Annotated in this window: 15 protein-coding genes; 4 read left to right on the top strand and 11 right to left on the bottom strand. The window is 36.1% G+C overall.

What is annotated here, in order from left to right; genetic code table 11:
- Positions 1 to 6 precede the first annotated feature (6 nt).
- A complete protein-coding gene (locus DKK79_RS11155) occupies positions 7 to 528 on the bottom strand; it encodes an RpiB/LacA/LacB family sugar-phosphate isomerase (RefSeq protein WP_034883345.1) in 522 nt (173 codons plus the stop codon).
- Positions 529 to 799: 271 nt separating this feature from the next.
- Between DKK79_RS11155 and DKK79_RS11150 the strand changes: the two genes are divergently transcribed.
- Positions 800 to 1,555: a DeoR/GlpR family DNA-binding transcription regulator gene (locus DKK79_RS11150; protein ID WP_110424156.1), complete on the top strand. Its 756-nt coding sequence runs from the start codon at positions 800 to 802 to the stop codon at positions 1,553 to 1,555.
- Positions 1,556 to 1,633: 78 nt separating this feature from the next.
- Here the strand turns inward: DKK79_RS11150 and DKK79_RS11145 are convergent, their stop codons facing one another.
- Together DKK79_RS11145 and DKK79_RS11140 are read right to left on the bottom strand one after the other, a co-directional pair.
- Entirely contained in the window at positions 1,634 to 3,187 is a 1,554-nt protein-coding gene (locus DKK79_RS11145) for a multicopper oxidase family protein (RefSeq protein ID WP_110424155.1), read from the bottom strand.
- Between the two features lie 120 nt (positions 3,188 to 3,307).
- Complete coding sequence (locus DKK79_RS11140) at positions 3,308 to 3,676, bottom strand: hypothetical protein (protein ID WP_034883348.1); 369 nt, start codon at positions 3,674 to 3,676, stop codon at positions 3,308 to 3,310.
- Positions 3,677 to 3,930: 254 nt separating this feature from the next.
- Here DKK79_RS11140 and DKK79_RS11135 point away from each other — a divergent pair, with 254 nt between their 5' ends.
- Both DKK79_RS11135 and folA read left to right on the top strand, forming a co-directional pair.
- Positions 3,931 to 4,995 (top strand): MJ1255/VC2487 family glycosyltransferase, encoded by a 1,065-nt coding sequence (locus DKK79_RS11135; RefSeq protein WP_181415312.1) that lies wholly within the window; start codon positions 3,931 to 3,933, stop codon positions 4,993 to 4,995.
- A gap of 10 nt (positions 4,996 to 5,005) precedes the next feature.
- On the top strand, positions 5,006 to 5,506 hold the full coding sequence (gene folA, locus DKK79_RS11130; RefSeq protein WP_110424268.1) for a type 3 dihydrofolate reductase: 501 nt from the start codon (positions 5,006 to 5,008) through the stop codon (positions 5,504 to 5,506).
- A 56-nt stretch (positions 5,507 to 5,562) separates the two neighbouring features.
- On the opposite strand, the gene relA is transcribed toward folA, so the two are convergent.
- The 3 genes from relA to coaD are packed head-to-tail and all read right to left on the bottom strand — an operon-like array spanning position 5,563 to position 9,656.
- On the bottom strand, positions 5,563 to 7,821 hold the full coding sequence (gene relA / locus DKK79_RS11125) for a GTP diphosphokinase (protein ID WP_110424153.1): 2,259 nt from the start codon (positions 7,819 to 7,821) through the stop codon (positions 5,563 to 5,565).
- A gap of 5 nt (positions 7,822 to 7,826) precedes the next feature.
- Positions 7,827 to 9,152 carry a 23S rRNA (uracil(1939)-C(5))-methyltransferase RlmD gene (rlmD, locus tag DKK79_RS11120; protein ID WP_110424152.1) on the bottom strand — a complete coding sequence of 442 codons (1,326 nt, stop codon included), beginning with the start codon at positions 9,150 to 9,152 and terminating at the stop codon, positions 7,827 to 7,829.
- 15 nt (positions 9,153 to 9,167) lie between these two features.
- Entirely contained in the window at positions 9,168 to 9,656 is a 489-nt protein-coding gene (gene coaD / locus DKK79_RS11115) for a pantetheine-phosphate adenylyltransferase (protein ID WP_110424151.1), read from the bottom strand.
- A gap of 253 nt (positions 9,657 to 9,909) precedes the next feature.
- On the opposite strand from coaD, the gene DKK79_RS11110 reads away from it, so the two are divergent.
- Entirely contained in the window at positions 9,910 to 10,905 is a 996-nt protein-coding gene (locus DKK79_RS11110) for an alpha/beta fold hydrolase (protein WP_110424150.1), read from the top strand.
- 205 nt (positions 10,906 to 11,110) lie between these two features.
- Here the strand turns inward: DKK79_RS11110 and galM are convergent, their stop codons facing one another.
- The 5 genes from galM to DKK79_RS11085 form a co-directional block, all read right to left on the bottom strand.
- Positions 11,111 to 12,109 carry a galactose-1-epimerase gene (galM, locus tag DKK79_RS11105; RefSeq protein WP_110424149.1) on the bottom strand — a complete coding sequence of 333 codons (999 nt, stop codon included), beginning with the start codon at positions 12,107 to 12,109 and terminating at the stop codon, positions 11,111 to 11,113.
- Positions 12,100 to 13,257 carry a galactokinase gene (galK, locus tag DKK79_RS11100; RefSeq protein WP_110424148.1) on the bottom strand — a complete coding sequence of 386 codons (1,158 nt, stop codon included), beginning with the start codon at positions 13,255 to 13,257 and terminating at the stop codon, positions 12,100 to 12,102. The genes galM and galK overlap by 10 nt, the downstream gene beginning before the upstream one ends.
- On the bottom strand, positions 13,258 to 14,307 hold the full coding sequence (galT, locus tag DKK79_RS11095) for a galactose-1-phosphate uridylyltransferase (RefSeq protein ID WP_110424147.1): 1,050 nt from the start codon (positions 14,305 to 14,307) through the stop codon (positions 13,258 to 13,260). It abuts the gene before it with no gap.
- Between the two features lie 67 nt (positions 14,308 to 14,374).
- Entirely contained in the window at positions 14,375 to 15,391 is a 1,017-nt protein-coding gene (galE, locus tag DKK79_RS11090; protein WP_110424146.1) for a UDP-glucose 4-epimerase GalE, read from the bottom strand.
- Positions 15,392 to 15,420: 29 nt separating this feature from the next.
- A complete protein-coding gene (locus DKK79_RS11085) occupies positions 15,421 to 16,704 on the bottom strand; it encodes an MFS transporter (protein ID WP_258363459.1) in 1,284 nt (427 codons plus the stop codon).
- Positions 16,705 to 17,046 lie beyond the last annotated feature (342 nt).

Below are 17,046 nucleotides of genomic sequence, written 5' to 3'. Positions count from 1 at the left end.
TTATCGTTACTCATTGGCTCGAAAGCCCATATTCCAAGCAATATGAGCAGGTTTGACCAATAACGCATTGTCATTACGCTCAGCTTCAAGCAAGTTTTTCTTAGAATTTTCACGCGCAGTAGTAAAATCAAATGGTTGGTCGTACCATGCGTCTAAGATCATTTTGGTATATTCAAGGCTATTGACTCGACAACCTAGTCCTATGATTTGAGCATTATTGCTTAGCCTAGCTCGTTTAGCTGAATAGGGATTAGTGACAGCAACAGCACGAATACCCCAGTGTTTGTTAGCTTGGCAGGTAAAACCAATACCTGTTCCACAAATATATATTCCTAAACGACAAACATCTTTCTGAATCAAGATTGACATTTCATCAGCCAATTTGGCATAAGTATTAATACCATCTGTTTTAACCTTTACCGGGTCATAAACAACATCGGCATTTTTTTCATTAATAAGATATTTTTTGATTTCTTCTTTATATTCGAAACCTAAGTCGTCACTAGCTATAGCAATTTTTGTTTTCATTTTTTCCTCTCCTAAATTAATAATTATTTTATAATTGGTTTTTATTGGTAAGTCAATGTGATCTGGATCACAAAAATAATAAGATGCTGATTTATAATATTAAAAAAACCAATATAAACCAATTTTAATTTGTTATTTATAATATGTTATTCAACTTGAGATCAGAAAAGATATGATGAGTCATGAATGAATCATGTGGACTTTTTGCTAAAATATTGGTAATAATCAGACATGGTTAGTCATATCTAAATCAATTTTGAGATTGTTAACAATGCAATTAATGAATGAAAGACGAGAATTAATATTAGAAGAGTTAATCACTGTTGGAACAGTATATGTGAGTGAGTTAGCGCGCAAATACCAAGTGACTTACGAAACCATTCGTAAGGATTTATCCGATTTAGAAAAAAAAGGGTATTTAGTCAAATGTCATGGCGGTGCAACGTTAAAACAAGGTGCTATTGAACATCCATTTCAAATTAGAGAGAAAGAAAATGGCAGCTTGAAGAAAAGTATTGCGCAAAAAGCATTAACGTTACTACCTGATAATTGTTCTATGATTATTGGTACTGGTAGTACCACATTAGAATTAGCCAAATTGTTGATGTATCGTTCAGGTTTTAAAATTTTTACAGATTCATTACCAGTTGCCAATACGCTTATTTCCTCTGAAAACCAAGTTTTCTTGTTTGGTGGGGAGTTACGCAATAAAAGTTCATCAGTCTATGGTGGTTGGGCGTTATCTATGATTAATGAAATTCAGGTTGATCTCTGTTTTTTAGGTACTGATGGATTTAGTAATTTAACTGGACCTTCAAGTCCTTCATCTTCAGACGCTTATATTGATAAAGCCATCATCGCTCATGCCGAGAAAAAGTATATTTTAGGCGACTACACTAAATTTAATAGGAAGAGTCTGTATAAAATTTGTGATTGGCGTGATATAACCGCATTAATTACCAATAATCTTGCTGATCAGGCACAGGTTGCTAAGTTAGAAGTTAAAACCAAAGTTATTTTGTGTTAAGAATATTTCTTATCAACACCAAATAATAAAGATCTCCCTTACCTTAAATAAACAAGGGAAGGGAGATAACTGATTAGTTTATTTAACCATCAATTGTCCCATCATGCCAAGCGTTTCATGCTCGATAATATGACAATGATACATACGTAATCCAGGCATGTTTTGCTGGATTTTTATGGTGATTTTTTCGTGAGGGCGTAAATTGATGGTATCTTTTAATGCGACATATTCTGGAGGATATTTTTTACCATCAAATTCATGGGATACGACAGTGAATTGTGTACCATGAATATGGAAGTTATGATCCATATGTGAGTTATTGGTTATCGTCCACTCTTCAACCTCATGTATTTTGCTTTCTAGATCAATACGTTTCATATCATGGCGTTTACCATTAATTAAAAATAGCATGCCCCCTCTAGGTTCGCTTTTATCCATCACTTCGGTATATTCAAGTGATTTATGGGCTTTTGCTTCTGCCATTTTTGGTAGGGTACGTAATGTAGATGGTAAGACAATTGAATTGGCCTGATGAAGTTCTAATTCAGCAAGTATAATATCTTGTTCTACCGGCACATTTCCCATTTTGCCGCGATCGTAACCAATTGATTGTAAATATACAGTGCCGGTTTGTTTGGGTAAAATTACCAATTCAGCGCGTTCAGCTGGTGATAACAAGAGAGGCTTTTCAAGAGAAATAGGTTCAGGCATTAATCCACCATCACTCCCGACTAAGAAAACATCACAACCGGGAATAGAAAGGTTAAGATAACGGCCCGAACAGGCATTCCAAACACGAACACGAGTTGCGCTATCAACTTTCATTTTTGGACGATAACCACCATTAATTAACACAAATTGCCCTTCTCGACCATTCATCCAATCCGTCATTGAGTTATCGGCAATCTCTCCTTTGTCTGTCAGTTTTAGATCCGAGAAAAACCAATTGAGTTCAGGTAACGAGGCTAATGGATCGTTTTTACTTCGAACAATAAATACACCCGCTAATCCTCTGGCGACTTGTTCTGCAACGGTATTATGACCATGCGGATGGTACCAATAGGTACCAGCACTATCTTCAGGAATGGTAAATTCATAAATACGCTCTCCACCGGCTGGGATTTCATCTTGTGGATTGCCATCTTGATTTGAAGGAACCAGTAAACCATGCCAGTGTACAGTTGTTGCTTGTGGAAGTTTATTTTTCACTGTAAGTTTGACTTTATCGCCCTCATAAACTTCAATAAGTGGTCCTGGAATTGAATCATTATATGCCCAAAACTCTGTAGTAATATCAGGTGTTAAAGCAATTTTTACTGGTTTTGCTTCAATAGTTGCTTCGAATAAACCTGATTGATTACTATTATTCTTTAAATGCTTGAATTTGGGTAAATCCTGACCTTTTGGTAATGCTGAAGTAGATAATAGTTTTTGCGGTTTTTTGGTGCTCATGTTCATATTCATATTCATATTCATATGATCGTGCATGTTGTCCCCCTTGTCACAATTATCAGATTTAACATCACAAACCATGTCAGATATTGGTGAATTATCCAAATTGGCAATGGCTTTAGTTGCAATTAAACCACCAACGGCAGCGGTTATATTCTTTAAAAAATTTCGGCGTTTCATACTATTCCTATCATTATTTATTACGTTAAACAATAACAGACATTCAGCATGCAAAACTACAAGCTGTAGAGACTGTGTTATTGATTTCCAGTACTTATTACTTATACACAGCAGTGTAAATTAGATAAATTTTGGTGGTTTTAACTCAGGAATAAATTCTTTATATTCAGGTATAACGTTAGTTAGTAGATATTGTTCGCGGTGAATCGGATAATCAATATTAATAGTGTAATTAGTTATTACTGTACCACAATTGGTGCAATGATTAACTGATTTACCAATAAAAGGTTTTGTTGATTTAGAAGTCGGCAAATCTGTAATTGAATAATTGAGATTTGCGTTCACCTTTAAGGAGATAAACATTGGTGAATGGTCAGCTGAACAGGGTTTGGGAATAATTGACGAAAAATGCCAAATAGAAGAAAAAAACAAAAAGATTGTCGATATAATTAAAATATTAGCTCGCTTTTTGTTAAAGGCTAATGGCATTGTTTATCACACAATTAATCTAACAAACCTTAATTTTATTTTACTAGATAAAACATAAAATTTATACCATTTTAGCAACTGGCAGTTTTATTCAAGTTCAATTGCGAATAATCAACAATCTTTCAATCTGCAATATTTACATTAATTGACTGCTAATAGTTTTGCAGTAAAAGATAATCATAAAATAAATAAGCCAAACATAAATGGTTCTGGTATTATATTTATATAAAAATATTATTCTGAATAAAAACGATATGAAAATTCTTTACGGAGTTCAAGGAACAGGAAATGGCCATATCAGTCGTTGTAGAACATTAGCAAAAGCTTTAAAAAAGGCTGGTGCTGATGTTGATTATATTTTAAGTGGTCGTGATCCTAAAGATTACTTTGATATGCAGGCCTTTGGTAATTATCGAACTTTTAGTGGTTTGTCTTTTGCGACACTTAATGGAAAAATCAATTTTCGTAAAACCATTCAACGAATTCGTGCCTTTAGATTAATAAAAGATGTTCGTGATCTCGATTTATCAAAATATGATTGCATTATTAGTGATTTTGAGCCAGTGAGCGCTTGGGCTGCACATCATCAAAATCGAGATTGTTTAGGTATCAGTAACCAATCCATTTGCCATTATCTGAAACCTAAAGAGTATGGCATGATAGCAAATGTAATCATGAAGTACTATGCTCCGGTTACTAAACCAATTGGTTTGCATTGGTTTCATTTTGGTCAGAAACTTATTCCACCGATGATTGATTCATTTGAAACTCAGCCAACCGAAGATGGTAAAATTGTTGTCTATTTGCCGTTTGAAGATTTGCAGGAAATTGCTCAACTAGTCAATCAATTTCCACAATACCAATTTTGTTGTTTTCATCCCGATGTGAAACAAATTTCTGAACGTAAGAATTTATTGCTACAACCGTTAAGTAGAGATACTTTTACCCAAGCTTTACTTAGTTGTTCTGGTATTATTTCCAATACCGGATTTGCATTAATTTCCGAAGCGTTATCTTTAGGCAAGAAGATTCTCACTAAGCCAGTCGCTGGTCAATTCGAGCAAGTTTACAATGCTCAATGCTTGCAATCTTTAGATATGGCAACCGTGATGGAAAATCTAAGTAGTTTGAAGCTAAAATATTGGCTTAGCTTACCCTCAACCAAACCGATTATATATCCGAATGTTGCTGACGAATTAGCTAATTGGATTATTTCCGGACAAAAAGAGACCTTACTATCTTTAAGCCAAAGGCTCTGGCAACAGACTGTATTTCCTGACAATGTGAGACAACAAATCAAATCGTTAGGTTATGTATAAAGGGGCTAACATGATATTGAGTATTATTGTTGCGATGGCAGATAATCGGGTTATTGGATTAAATAATCAAATGCCATGGCATATGCCAGCAGATTTAGCTTGGTTTAAAAAAAATACATTAAATAAGCCGGTTATCATGGGGCGTAAAACGTTTGAATCTATTGGTAGACCTTTGCCCAACCGCCATAACATTGTCATAAGTCGTCAAATTGCCAACAAAACTTCAATTAATTCTAATGTGACTTGGGTTCAATCGATTGATGATGCAATATCACTAGTTAATAAACAGTTGGTTGAAGAAGCCTTTATTATCGGTGGCGGCAATATTTATAATCAGGTTTTGCCACTAGTTAATCGCCTTTATTTAACGCATATTGATGCCCAATTATCAGGTGATACTTATTTCCCTGATTATACTCAAATGTCCTGGCGACAAATTCATCTAGAAGAACATCAAGCAGATGAAAAAAATCGTTATGATTATCAATTTGAGATACTGGAAAGGCATTAATCAACAGATAATTTATATAAGTTGCCACCTAAAATTTGTGGCAACTTAAATAATCATCATCCTTGCAAGCGTTTTGCCTCGATCACATCTGCTAGTTGTTTAATTTTGTTTAATACACGTTCGAGAGAATCTTGATCAAAAATTTGCATATCCATATCTATAGTTGCTATTTGTTGTTTCATTTCAATTCGACTTGAAACACCTAATACATTCACTTTTTCATTAGCTAATATGGTGGTGATGTCTCGTAATAAACCGCTTCTATCATTTGCGATGATTCGAATAACCATAGTATAACTAGCATTATGATTGCCACTCCATACTGCACTGGTAATACGCTCCGGAGCATGATTTTTTAACTCTTGCAATTGTTCACAGTCAGCTTTATGAATTGAAATTCCTCGCCCTTGTGTTACAAAGCCGACAATTGGATCACCAGGAATAGGACGACAACAATTAGCAATGGTATAAAGTAAATTATCAACACCCTCAATAATGATTTCACCACCTTTAATTGCAGTCGATCTTCCGGAGTTTTTAGTTTGCGATGTTGATTTTTGAGTGATTTGTTTAAGAACCGCTTCGTCTTCTTCTTCTGCTGTCGGCTTATTAAATTGAGCATTAATGAAGTTAACCAGTTGGTTGATTCGAACATCACCGCTACCTATTCCGGCGAGCACTTCATCAAACGAGTGGGCATTGTATTTGCTAATAAGAATCTTCTCGACGCTTTTTAAGGTAATATTTAATGGCACGAGTTCGTTTTCAAGAATTTGTTGACCGGCTGCAATATTTTTATCTCTATCTTGTTTTTTGAACCAGGCTTGAATTTTTGCTCGCGCTCGGCTGCTATTAACAAAACCTGCATTTGGATTTAACCAGTCACGACTTGGGTTTGGTTGCTTTTGGGTGATAATTTCAACTTGATCGCCTGTTTTCAATATAAAGGTAAATGGCACAATACGACCGCCAACTTTAGCGCCAATACACCGATGTCCAACATCACTATGTATATGATAAGCGAAATCTAACGGGGTTGAACCAGTTGGCAAATCTACAACGTCACCCTTAGGCGTAAATACATAAACGCGGTCATCAAAAATTTGGCTACGAACTGTTTCTTGAATTTCGCCACTTTCTGACATTTCTTGTTGCCAAGTTAATAGCTTACGTAACCAAGAAATTCGTTGATCGTATGCCGTCATCTTATCGGTACTGCCTTCTTTATACTTCCAGTGTGCTGCTATACCTAATTCAGCATCATTGTGCATCTGCTCAGTACGGATTTGAATTTCAATAGTTTTGTTTTGTGGACCATAAACCACAGTATGAATGGATTGATAGCCATTTGGTTTTGGGTTAGCCACATAGTCGTCGAATTCCTTAGCTATATGTTTATAATGGCTATGCACAATCCCCAAAGCGTTATAACAATCTTCAATTCGGTCACAAATAATACGTACTGCTCGAATATCATATAACTCCTCAAATTGTAGATGTTTACGCTCCATTTTTCTCCAAATGCTATAGATATGTTTTGGTCGACCGTAAACTTCTGCACGAATATGATCATGATCCATCATATCCTGTAGATGTTTAACAAATTGATTAATGTATGATTCACGATCTAGGCGTTTTTCATGTAACTTATGAGCAATAAAGCGATATTGATCTGGATGCAAATAACGGAAGCAAAAATCTTCAAGTTCCCATTTTAATTGCCCGATTCCCAATCGATTGGCTAGAGGTGCATAGATATTAAAACACTCTTTAGCAGCCAGAACTTGATCTTCTTTTGGTGCCTGTATAAGATTACGTAAATAAGTAATACGCTCTGCTAATTTTATCACCACACTACGGAAATCATTCACCATAGCCAGTAACATTCGCCGAATACTATCAATTTGCTCTGTAGTGGCATGACCATTACGAATGGCTCGTAGTTGCCTAATTTCCTTCATTTTGACAACACTGGTAAGGATGTGAATAATTTCTCGGTCAAAATCTTCGGGAAGATCGTCTCGGCAGATAATTTTAGTGTCAAAGAAAGGCAGTAAAAGGGCAGTACATAGACTATTAATGTCCATATTTAAGGTTGATAAAATTTCAACCATTTCAATAGCATTTTGAAAACAATAGGCTTGTTCAGGCGCGCCTGCACTATGTTCAAAACAAAAATCCCAGATATCTTTGAACTTTTGATAGGATTCAAGGTTGGTTAATAGTAGTTCTTGTTTAGCCCATTGTTCAACATCAAACTGTGTTAGAGTGTAATGCTCGTCATTTTGTTGATGGGCGCCTCTAATTGATACCATAATTATTATCCTGATCTGGTTAACATCAACATTGATTCTATATGCTTAGTTTGGGGAAACATATCCAAAATAGCAATCTTGGCAATGTTGTATCCTTCCTCAATAAATAGCTTGCAGTCCCTTGCTAATGTAGCAGGATTACACGAAATATAAACTAATTTTGATGGTGAAATCTTAACAATTTCTGCGCTAGCATTATAAGCGCCGGCTCTCGCAGGATCTAATAATATTTTGTCATATATGGTTTGATTCCATAGCGAAAATTGTTGCTTATCTTCTAAATTACAGGTAAAAAATTGTGTTTTAGCCTGAATTTTATCTTGATTTAATTTAGCATTAAGTTTCGCTTTTTCGACTAATGGAGCAACACCTTCAATACCGGTTACCGACTGGCAAATTGTTGCTATAGGTAATGAAAAATTACCCATACCACAAAATAGATCAAGTATTTTGTCATTTGATGATACATCTAACCATTCAAGTGCTTTCTCGATCATCTTCTGATTAATTTGGCTATTAACCTGAATAAAATCGAGTGGACTAAAGGTTAATTTTAACTGGTTAATCAGGTAGTAATGTTCTTTAGTACCAAAAGCATGGCACAAATTATCACCATGAAAATAGAGCGAAATGTGATGAACTGCAGCAAATTGTATAAGTAATCGGCTATCTTGTTCAGTCAGTGGCATCGTGTGTCTTAAAACTAAAATTATTCCACTATCAACCGCAATCAATTCAATATGCCCAAGGGCTTTTTTCTGTTTGATTTGTCTTAAACAAGATTGTAATGGAATTAACAAAGCATCTAATTGTTCAACCAATACCGGGCAGTGTTCTATATTTATAATTTGACTTGATTCAGGTTGTCTAAAACCGATAAATAATTCACCTTTGACTAAATTGATGGCTAACCTAGCTCGTCGACGATAATGATAGGGTTGATCTGCAACTATGTCAGGTGGATTATCCTCTAACAGAGCCCCAGTTTCTTTTGATAATAATTTAATTAGCGCTTCGTATTTGGCTTGTTGTTGTAACTCTGATGAGATGTGCTGTAATTCACAGCCGCCACATTTTGTATAGTATTGACATTTTGGCTTAACACGTTGTTGACTGTAATTGTGGTATTTTATTACTTTTGCTTTGGCGTAATTTTTTTTATCTTCAGTCAATTGAATATCAACAGTTTCGTCTGGCAATGCCGATTTTACAAAAATCGTTTTACCTTTATGATTGGCAACGCCTTGACCAAAAGCATCTAGTTTTGTGACGGTAACAGTCAATTTTTGTGAAGTTAGCTTTTTTTTCGGAGGGGTATAAAAATTAACCATTTTAATAAATCGATATTAGGTTAAACGTTTAAGAAGTTCGGTTTTAACATGTAAAGGTACTAAGTTAGAGATATCACCACCATGGTAAGCGACATCTTTAACAATGGTAGATGAAATAAATCCCATTGCAATGGATGGCATTAAAAAGATAGTATCTAAATCAGATTTTAATGCGCGGTTCATTTCAGCTAATTGTCTTTCGTATTCAAAATCGTAAGTGGTTCTCACACCCCTAACTATAACCGTCGCGGCATGTTTTTGAGCAAAGTCCGCCATAAGATTATCAAAACCAATCACTTCAACATTCAATAAGTGTTCAACTGATGTTGAGGCTAGGTTTACTCGTTCATCTAAAGCAAATAGCGTTTTTTTATTAGGATTTTCTGCTATAGCAACAATTAAACGAGGAAATAGCTGGGAGGCTCGAGTAATCAGATCAATGTGACCATTGGTAATCGGATCAAATGTTCCCGGGAAAATAGCTGTGAGAGTTTTACTTTTCATTTATCTTATTATCCATCAGCGAATAGGAGGATATCATACCTAATTTTAGCTTGGATTGTTAGCTTAAGTATGCAAAATCTTCGTTTTTTTATGTTCAAAACCACCTTTCCTCATTGTTATTTGTAATTATAATTATAAATAAATTTGCTTAAAGGCTATGCTTGCTGATATGTTTTGTTGTTAATCTAAGCAGACTAATTAAAATAGTCATGATAAGTTTGTTTTGACTCTAGCCAATGCAGGTAATGTGAATATGATTGAAAAGAGTGACCATTTTATTAAATCTTGTTATTCAGATGAGAATATCTTTATTAGACAGGTTAAGTTAAAAGATAATCATCAACTAGCAAACCATGAACCTTTGTTATTGATTCATGGTGCTAGAGTAGCCGGTATTGGTTCGTTTGATCTACCTGTCAAAGGGGGATCGTTAGCCGAAGATTTAGCGCTGGCTGGATTTGATATCTATATTATCGATTTACGAGGTTATGGTAAGTCAAGTCGTCCCAAAGAGATGTTGAATGTGCCGAATGAGTCTAAATCATTGGTTAGGACACCAGCGGCAATTGCTGATATAAACTCTGCAGTAAAGCAAATTTTAAAATGGACTCATGCCCAAAAAGTCAATATGTTAGGGTGGGCCACAGGAGGACATTGGGCGGCCGCTTATGCCGAGCAACATAATGATAACGTGAAAAAACTGATTATTTATAACTCATTATATGGTGCTATAGATAATCACCAACTGTTAGGCAAAGGATCGGTATTTGAGGATAAGCAACACCTAGAAGAATTTAATCATGATATTGGCGGTTATCAGTTAAATACTCGAGAAAGCCTATTTACCGAGTGGGATTCGAGTATTCCCTTGGATAATAAAGAGTTATGGCGTGATCCTGTGGTTGCTAATGCTTATGCTGAAGAAGCAATCAATTCTGATCCTGAATCTTTTTCGCATTTACCTCCACAATTTCGCTCACCAACGGGTGCCATGGCTGATAGTTTTGAGTTAGCGATTGGTAAAAAACAGTGGCTGGCCAAACATTTGACGATGCCAATATTAGTTATTTTTTCACAAAATGATTTTTGGAGCCGTAAAGCGGATGCAGTAGCGATAGTTAATGAAGCTCAGCAAGCACAACTTGTAGAAATACCTAATGGCACGCATTTTGCTCATTTGGATCGCGATAAATATGGCAGAAGTTTATTTATCTCTTCTGTGATTGATTTTCTTAAATCAGACAGATAGTTCTTATAGGTTTATTTTGCCGATTTGACTGAAGAAATTTAATCATTTCTATCATAATTTATGCTGTTTTTAAGGTTCAAAAAAACGTTCCTCAACTTTTTTATTATTTTAAATCGGTTAGCGGTAAGCAGAGATTTGTTGAACTGTTTTATTATTGATGAAGTTATTCACTCTTCATCAATAATAAAAAATAGCGAGAATCAATTTATTGATTTATAAAAAACTGATAACAAATTTGCTGATGATAAGTCTGTTCCGGCTCTAAGAAACAGCTTGGTTGTGGCCATGTCGGATGATGTGGACTATCAGGTAAAAACTGTGCTTCTAATGCCACCCCCGCAAAATTAGCGTATTGACCATTATGACGATTTGGCGTGTGGGCTAAAAAGTTACCCGTATATACTTGTAGGGCAGGGTAAGACGTAGTTACGTCCATCGTTACTTTTTTATCTGATGAGACAAGTTGAGCTGCGACCGATTTTGATTTATCTAATAGATAAGCGTGATCATAGCCACCAGTAATTTTTCGAGCTGAACTAGTTAATAAATTATTAGCTATCACTCGCAACTGTCTTAAATCCATATCACCTTCCGTCACATTAACTAAATCGTTACCCGGAATACCAGTAGCATCGACCGGTAGATAATAGTCAGCATTCACTTTTAAACTGTGTGCAAGTATATTTTCGGTTTCACCATCTAAATTAAAATAGGCATGATTTGTTAAGTTAACTGGTGTGCATTTGCTAGTATTCGCATAATATTCAATATTTACCTGATTATCGTCAGTTAACGTATAACTAGCCGTAACTTTAAGTTCGCCTGGATAGCCTTGGTCACCATCAGGAGAAATTAAGCTAAATACAATTTGTTGGTTCGATTGTGATTCAATTTTCCATAATTGCTTATCAAAACCTTGTTTGCCACCATGTAATTGATTAACACCTTGATTGGCCGTAAGTTGATAGTGTTTGCCTGCGATATCTATTTGCGCATTTGCAATGCGGTTAGCATAGCGTCCAATGGTCGCACCTAAATAAGCATCTTGCTGTTGGTATTGTTCGAATGATTGGCAACCAAGTAGTAACTCACGCTTCTCTTCGCCAACTGGAATGATACAGGAAAGCCAAGTAGCTCCCCAATTGGACAGTTTAATTTGCATGCCTTGACGGTTTGTCAGCGTAATAATGTGTTTTACAGACATAGTTTATGTGCCCCTTCACTTGGCTGGCAAATATAAAAATCTTCTTTGATTGCAAATTTTTTATAGTAGTTTTGGCTTACCGCATCTTTGACATCACCAACTTTATCTTTAGGAACTAGGGCAACAACACAGCCACCAAAACCACCACCAGTCATTCGCACACCGCCTTGATTGCCAATAACGCCTTGAACAATGTTAACTAGATAATCAATTGCCGGTACGGTGATTTGAAAATCATCGCGCATAGAGTTGTGGCTTTCAGCCATTAATTTAGAAAGTAGTGGATAATCCTCATTAGCTAGCGCATGGGCGGCTTTAAGTGTGCGTTCATTTTCCGTTATGACATGATGAGCACGTTTATAAACAATAGGATCGAGCGAGGCTTGGATCTGTAATAAATCAACTAACGAAGCATCACGAAGAGCTTTAACACCAAGTGCTTTGGCTGCTGCTTCACATTGCTTGCGACGAGTATTATATTCACTATCAACTAATCCACGTTTGATATTGGAGTTAATAATCACAACCGCGAGATCGTCAGGAATTGAAACAGGTGATACTTCAAGTGATCGGCAGTCAATTAATAAAGCATGTTGTGCTTGACCAAGTGAGGATATTAATTGATCCATAATGCCACAATTACAGCCAACAAACTGATTTTCAGCTTCTTGGCCGATTAAGGCTATTTGTTTGCCATCTAAAGGTAAATCAAAAAGTACTTGAAACATTTTGCCAATTGCTACTTCAAGTGAGGCCGATGAGCTTAAACCTGCACCTTGAGGTACATTACCACTAATAGCAAAATCAACACCGCTACTATTTTTAGTATATTTGATGATATGTTTAATTACCCCTCGGACATAATTAGCCCATTGATAATTTGGATGTTTCTCAATTTCTGAATCAAGCAAAAACTGGTCTTGTTGATTATTGTAATCAACAGCAATTACACGAATTAGGTTGTCAGAACGTTTATGGCAGCTAATAACTGTTTGATAATCGATGGCGCAAGGTAAAACAAAACCATCATTGTAATCAGTATGTTCGCCAATCAAGTTTACTCGTCCGGGTGCTTGGACAACGGTATCTGGTTTATAACCAAATATAGCTGCAAAGGCTTGTGTGGTATTATTGATTAATGCTTTCATCTATTTATCCTTTTCATCTTTATAATGCTCATCACTAACGTTGCGCAACCTTTCGGCAGCTTGTTCTGGTGTTAAATCCCGTTGAACTTCAGCAAACATTTCATAACCAACCATAAACTTTTTAATAGTAGCTGAACGTAATAGTGGCGGATAAAAATGGGCATGTACTTGCCAATAATCAATATTGCCAGCGACAAAAGGTGCCCCATGCCATCCCATCGAATACGGGAAAGAACAGTTAAACAAATTGTCATAGCGACAGGTTAGTTTTTTTAAAGCAATGGCTAAATCTTTCTGCTCTGCTTGATTAAGCATGGTTAATCTAGCAACATGTGTTTTCGGCAATAGCAGCGTTTCAAAAGGCCATATTGCCCAAAAAGGCACGACAGCTAGCCAATGCTCTGTTTCAACCACAATGCGTTCTTGATTGGTTAACTCTTTTTCTACATAATCGACTAATAAATTTCGGCCATATTTTTGAAAATAGCTGCGCATATTGCTATCTTCTCGCGCAATTTCGTTGGGGATAAAACTATTCGCCCAAACTTGTCCATGCGGATGGGGGTTTGAACAGCCCATGGCTGAGCCTTTATTTTCAAATATTTGTACCCAAGGGTAGTGTTTACCTAGTTCCTGTTGTTGAGTGATCCACGTTTTTATCACTGTTTCAATTGCTGGTAGATCGAGTTCGGGTAGGGTTTTACTGTGATCGGGAGAGAAGCAGATCACTCGACTTGTTCCTTTAGCACTTTGAATTTGAAATAAAGGATCGTTACTATTGGCTGAATTAGGTGTGTCTTCCATTAATGCAGCAAAATCATTGGTAAAGACGTAGGTACCCGTATAATTAGGATTTATATCACCGGTGACTCGTTTATTGCCCGGACATAAATAACAATTTGGATCATGATGGGGTTTTGGTTCTTCATTTAAGGTCTCTTGCTGACCTTGCCAAGGCCGCTTTGCTCGATGTGGCGAAACTAACACCCATTGGTCGGTCAATGGGTTATAGCGGCGATGAGGATGGTCAACTGGGTTAAAAATATCCATTTTTGCCTCTTTAATTATGATGTTGCGACTATTGTTGTATAAATACAACTGTTGCGTAAATATAACCTTAATCGGGATAACCTTGTGGATTTTTAGATTGCCAATTCCATGAATCTTTAACCATATCATCAAGGGTTAATTGGGTTTTCCAGCCTAACTGCTGTTCAGCTTTCTTGGCATCAGCCCAAAATGCAGGCAAGTCGCCAGCACGTCTTGGCGCAAAATGCCAATTAAGTGGTTTACCGGATGCCTTTTCGAAGGCTTTAATCACTTGTAGCACACTGAAGCCTACTCCCGAGCCTAAATTGTAGATATGTACACCGGCTCTATTTTGGTCAGCTTTAAGTGCAGCGATGTGACCATCCGCTAAATCAACAACATGAATAAAGTCTCGCACGCAGGTACCATCAACAGTTGGATAATCATTACCAAATACCGATAATGACTCGCGCTTACCTACGGCAACTTGGGTGATAAATGGCATAAGATTATTAGGTACGCCAAGCGGATCTTCTCCCATCAAACCACTAGGGTGCGCGCCGACAGGATTAAAATATCGCAATAATGTTAAGGACCAATCAGGTTCAGCAACCGCTAAATCCATCATGCACTGTTCAACCATAAGTTTACTCTTACCATATGGACTAGAGGGTAACCCTTGCGGTAACGTTTCAACGTAAGGAACCGGCGCTAGCTCACCATATACTGTGGCAGATGAACTAAAAACCAACTGTTTTACACCAGCATCACGCATTGCTTTCATTAAGACAATACTACCGTAAACATTATTTTCATAATATTCAAGTGGTTTATAGACTGATTCACCAACGGCTTTTAATCCAGCAAAGTGAATAACGGCTTTGATATCATGTTCTTTAAAAATTGTTGCTAATATATTTGCATCACATACATCGCCATGATAAAAATCGATTGATTGCCCTGTGATGGTTTTTATTCTTTCCAATACCGAGGCTTTACTATTAAATAAATTGTCAATAATAATTGGAGTATATCCGGCAAGAATTAATTGAACACAAGTATGACTGCCGATATATCCACAACCACCCGTTACTAATATTTTCATCTTGATACCTTAACTTATGCTAATTCTAATTAATCTGTATTATTTTCAGATTTTTCTATCTTATTATGTTTAAACAAATCCCACGGTCCTCGACCTGATAACGTAAAGGACGAGATTAGTGTAAAGCTAAATGCGATTAAACCGAGCACTAAATAAGCTCCTTCAAATCCAATTTTAACATACATTTGACCTGCAAAGGTGGACATAAACATAATAGATAATTGTTTAGCGAAACAGAAAGCAATTAAGTATACCGTTGCTGAAAAACGAATCGGAAAATGTTTGGTAATATATTTAAATGCACCGACAAGCAATAGTGGTGCCTCAAACATATGAAGTGTTTTTAAGATAACCACTTCAACAGCTGAACTGGCGAAGGCTGAACCTGTTATGCGAATTGACATGATCGCCCCAGCAACTAATAGGGTATTTTTGCTGCCAATTTTCATAACAATAACTGGCGCAAAAAACATCACAGTCGCATTTAAAAATTCACCTAATGTGGTGACATAGCCGAAGGCCTCACGCCCTACCTGTTCACTGGAGAAGAATGAAGTGAAGAAGTTGGCAAATTGTTGGTCAAATACTTCATAAGTACAAGCTACACCAACAATGTAGAGCATAAAGAACCAAATCTTAGGCATTCTTAGTAGATCCACCGCCAATTTTAAGTTAAATGGTTCAGGTTTGTTTAAGCCCATTTGTTCAACAACATCCGTAGTTGGTGTTTTAGCCGGATCAGCAATTTTGACTAAAATTAATAATACTAAAGCGAATCCTGAACATAACCAATAAACGGCATTAACATCTTTGGATATCATAATCCCGACAAATGAAGCGCAAATCGCCCAGCCAAAACAACCAAACATCCGACAACGACCAAATTCGAAACCACTTCGTCTACTGATTTTTTCAACTAAAGCTTCAATTGCCGGTGCACCACCACTAAATACCATACCTAAATATAACCCCCCAGCAGTAGCACCAAGCGTTACATTTAATTTGAGTAAAGGACCTAATATAAAAATAAAGAAAGGTCCAAATAAAACCAACAGAAAGGTGATCATCCAAAGAAGGTGTTTTCTTAAACCTAATTTATCGGATATCAATCCAAATACTGGTTGAAAGAATAATGCAAATAGCGAAATAAAAGAGAAAACATATCCTGTATCGGCTTGATCTAAGCCAATCATTTTTAACCATACTGGAAAAAAGGGGAAATAAGCTCCCATGATGAAGAAATAAAGAAAAAAGTAGAGGCTGAATACCCAATAGTTTTTGTTGCTCATTGTCGACTTAATTTTCTGATTCATAATGAACTTCCTTTGCTAAGCTTTAAATGATTACTTAATCATTTAGAAATCGTTTACATTTTAAATAAACAAAAAACGATAAATTGCTAAGGATAATAGCATTAAAATTTGGGTAAAAAAGTGATCTAGTTAACATTTTTGGAATCGCTTACATTTTAATAGACATTAATTTAGATGACTAATAATCTTAATTGTAATTACAAGAATTCAATGTAAAGCTTGATAAAAGCGTTATTTATCTTTTAAGCAACTAATTATCGAGGTCTGTTTATGTCTGATTTTCAGAATTTTAGCAAAATATCATTTGTTTTATGGTAGCGATTACATTTTGTGGCGGTGATG

It is taken from the genome of Gilliamella apicola, assembly GCF_003202915.1.
Classification (GTDB): Bacteria; Pseudomonadota; Gammaproteobacteria; order Enterobacterales; family Orbaceae; genus Gilliamella; species Gilliamella apicola_Q.
Note: the sequence above shows the minus strand (reverse complement) of the source record. Positions and strands in the feature narration are given on the sequence as shown.

Coding starts and splice junctions, on each gene's coding strand:
- DKK79_RS11155 (WP_034883345.1), bottom strand. CDS start 528: ATGAAAACAAAAATTGCTATAGCTAGTGACGACTTAGGTTTCGAATAT.
- DKK79_RS11150 (WP_110424156.1), top strand. CDS start 800: ATGCAATTAATGAATGAAAGACGAGAATTAATATTAGAAGAGTTAATC.
- DKK79_RS11145 (WP_110424155.1), bottom strand. CDS start 3,187: ATGAAACGCCGAAATTTTTTAAAGAATATAACCGCTGCCGTTGGTGGT.
- DKK79_RS11140 (WP_034883348.1), bottom strand. CDS start 3,676: ATGCCATTAGCCTTTAACAAAAAGCGAGCTAATATTTTAATTATATCG.
- DKK79_RS11135 (WP_181415312.1), top strand. CDS start 3,931: ATGAAAATTCTTTACGGAGTTCAAGGAACAGGAAATGGCCATATCAGT.
- folA (WP_110424268.1), top strand. CDS start 5,006: ATGATATTGAGTATTATTGTTGCGATGGCAGATAATCGGGTTATTGGA.
- relA (WP_110424153.1), bottom strand. CDS start 7,821: ATGGTATCAATTAGAGGCGCCCATCAACAAAATGACGAGCATTACACT.
- rlmD (WP_110424152.1), bottom strand. CDS start 9,152: ATGGTTAATTTTTATACCCCTCCGAAAAAAAAGCTAACTTCACAAAAA.
- coaD (WP_110424151.1), bottom strand. CDS start 9,656: ATGAAAAGTAAAACTCTCACAGCTATTTTCCCGGGAACATTTGATCCG.
- DKK79_RS11110 (WP_110424150.1), top strand. CDS start 9,910: ATGATTGAAAAGAGTGACCATTTTATTAAATCTTGTTATTCAGATGAG.
- galM (WP_110424149.1), bottom strand. CDS start 12,109: ATGTCTGTAAAACACATTATTACGCTGACAAACCGTCAAGGCATGCAA.
- galK (WP_110424148.1), bottom strand. CDS start 13,257: ATGAAAGCATTAATCAATAATACCACACAAGCCTTTGCAGCTATATTT.
- galT (WP_110424147.1), bottom strand. CDS start 14,307: ATGGATATTTTTAACCCAGTTGACCATCCTCATCGCCGCTATAACCCA.
- galE (WP_110424146.1), bottom strand. CDS start 15,391: ATGAAAATATTAGTAACGGGTGGTTGTGGATATATCGGCAGTCATACT.
- DKK79_RS11085 (WP_258363459.1), bottom strand. CDS start 16,704: ATGAATCAGAAAATTAAGTCGACAATGAGCAACAAAAACTATTGGGTA.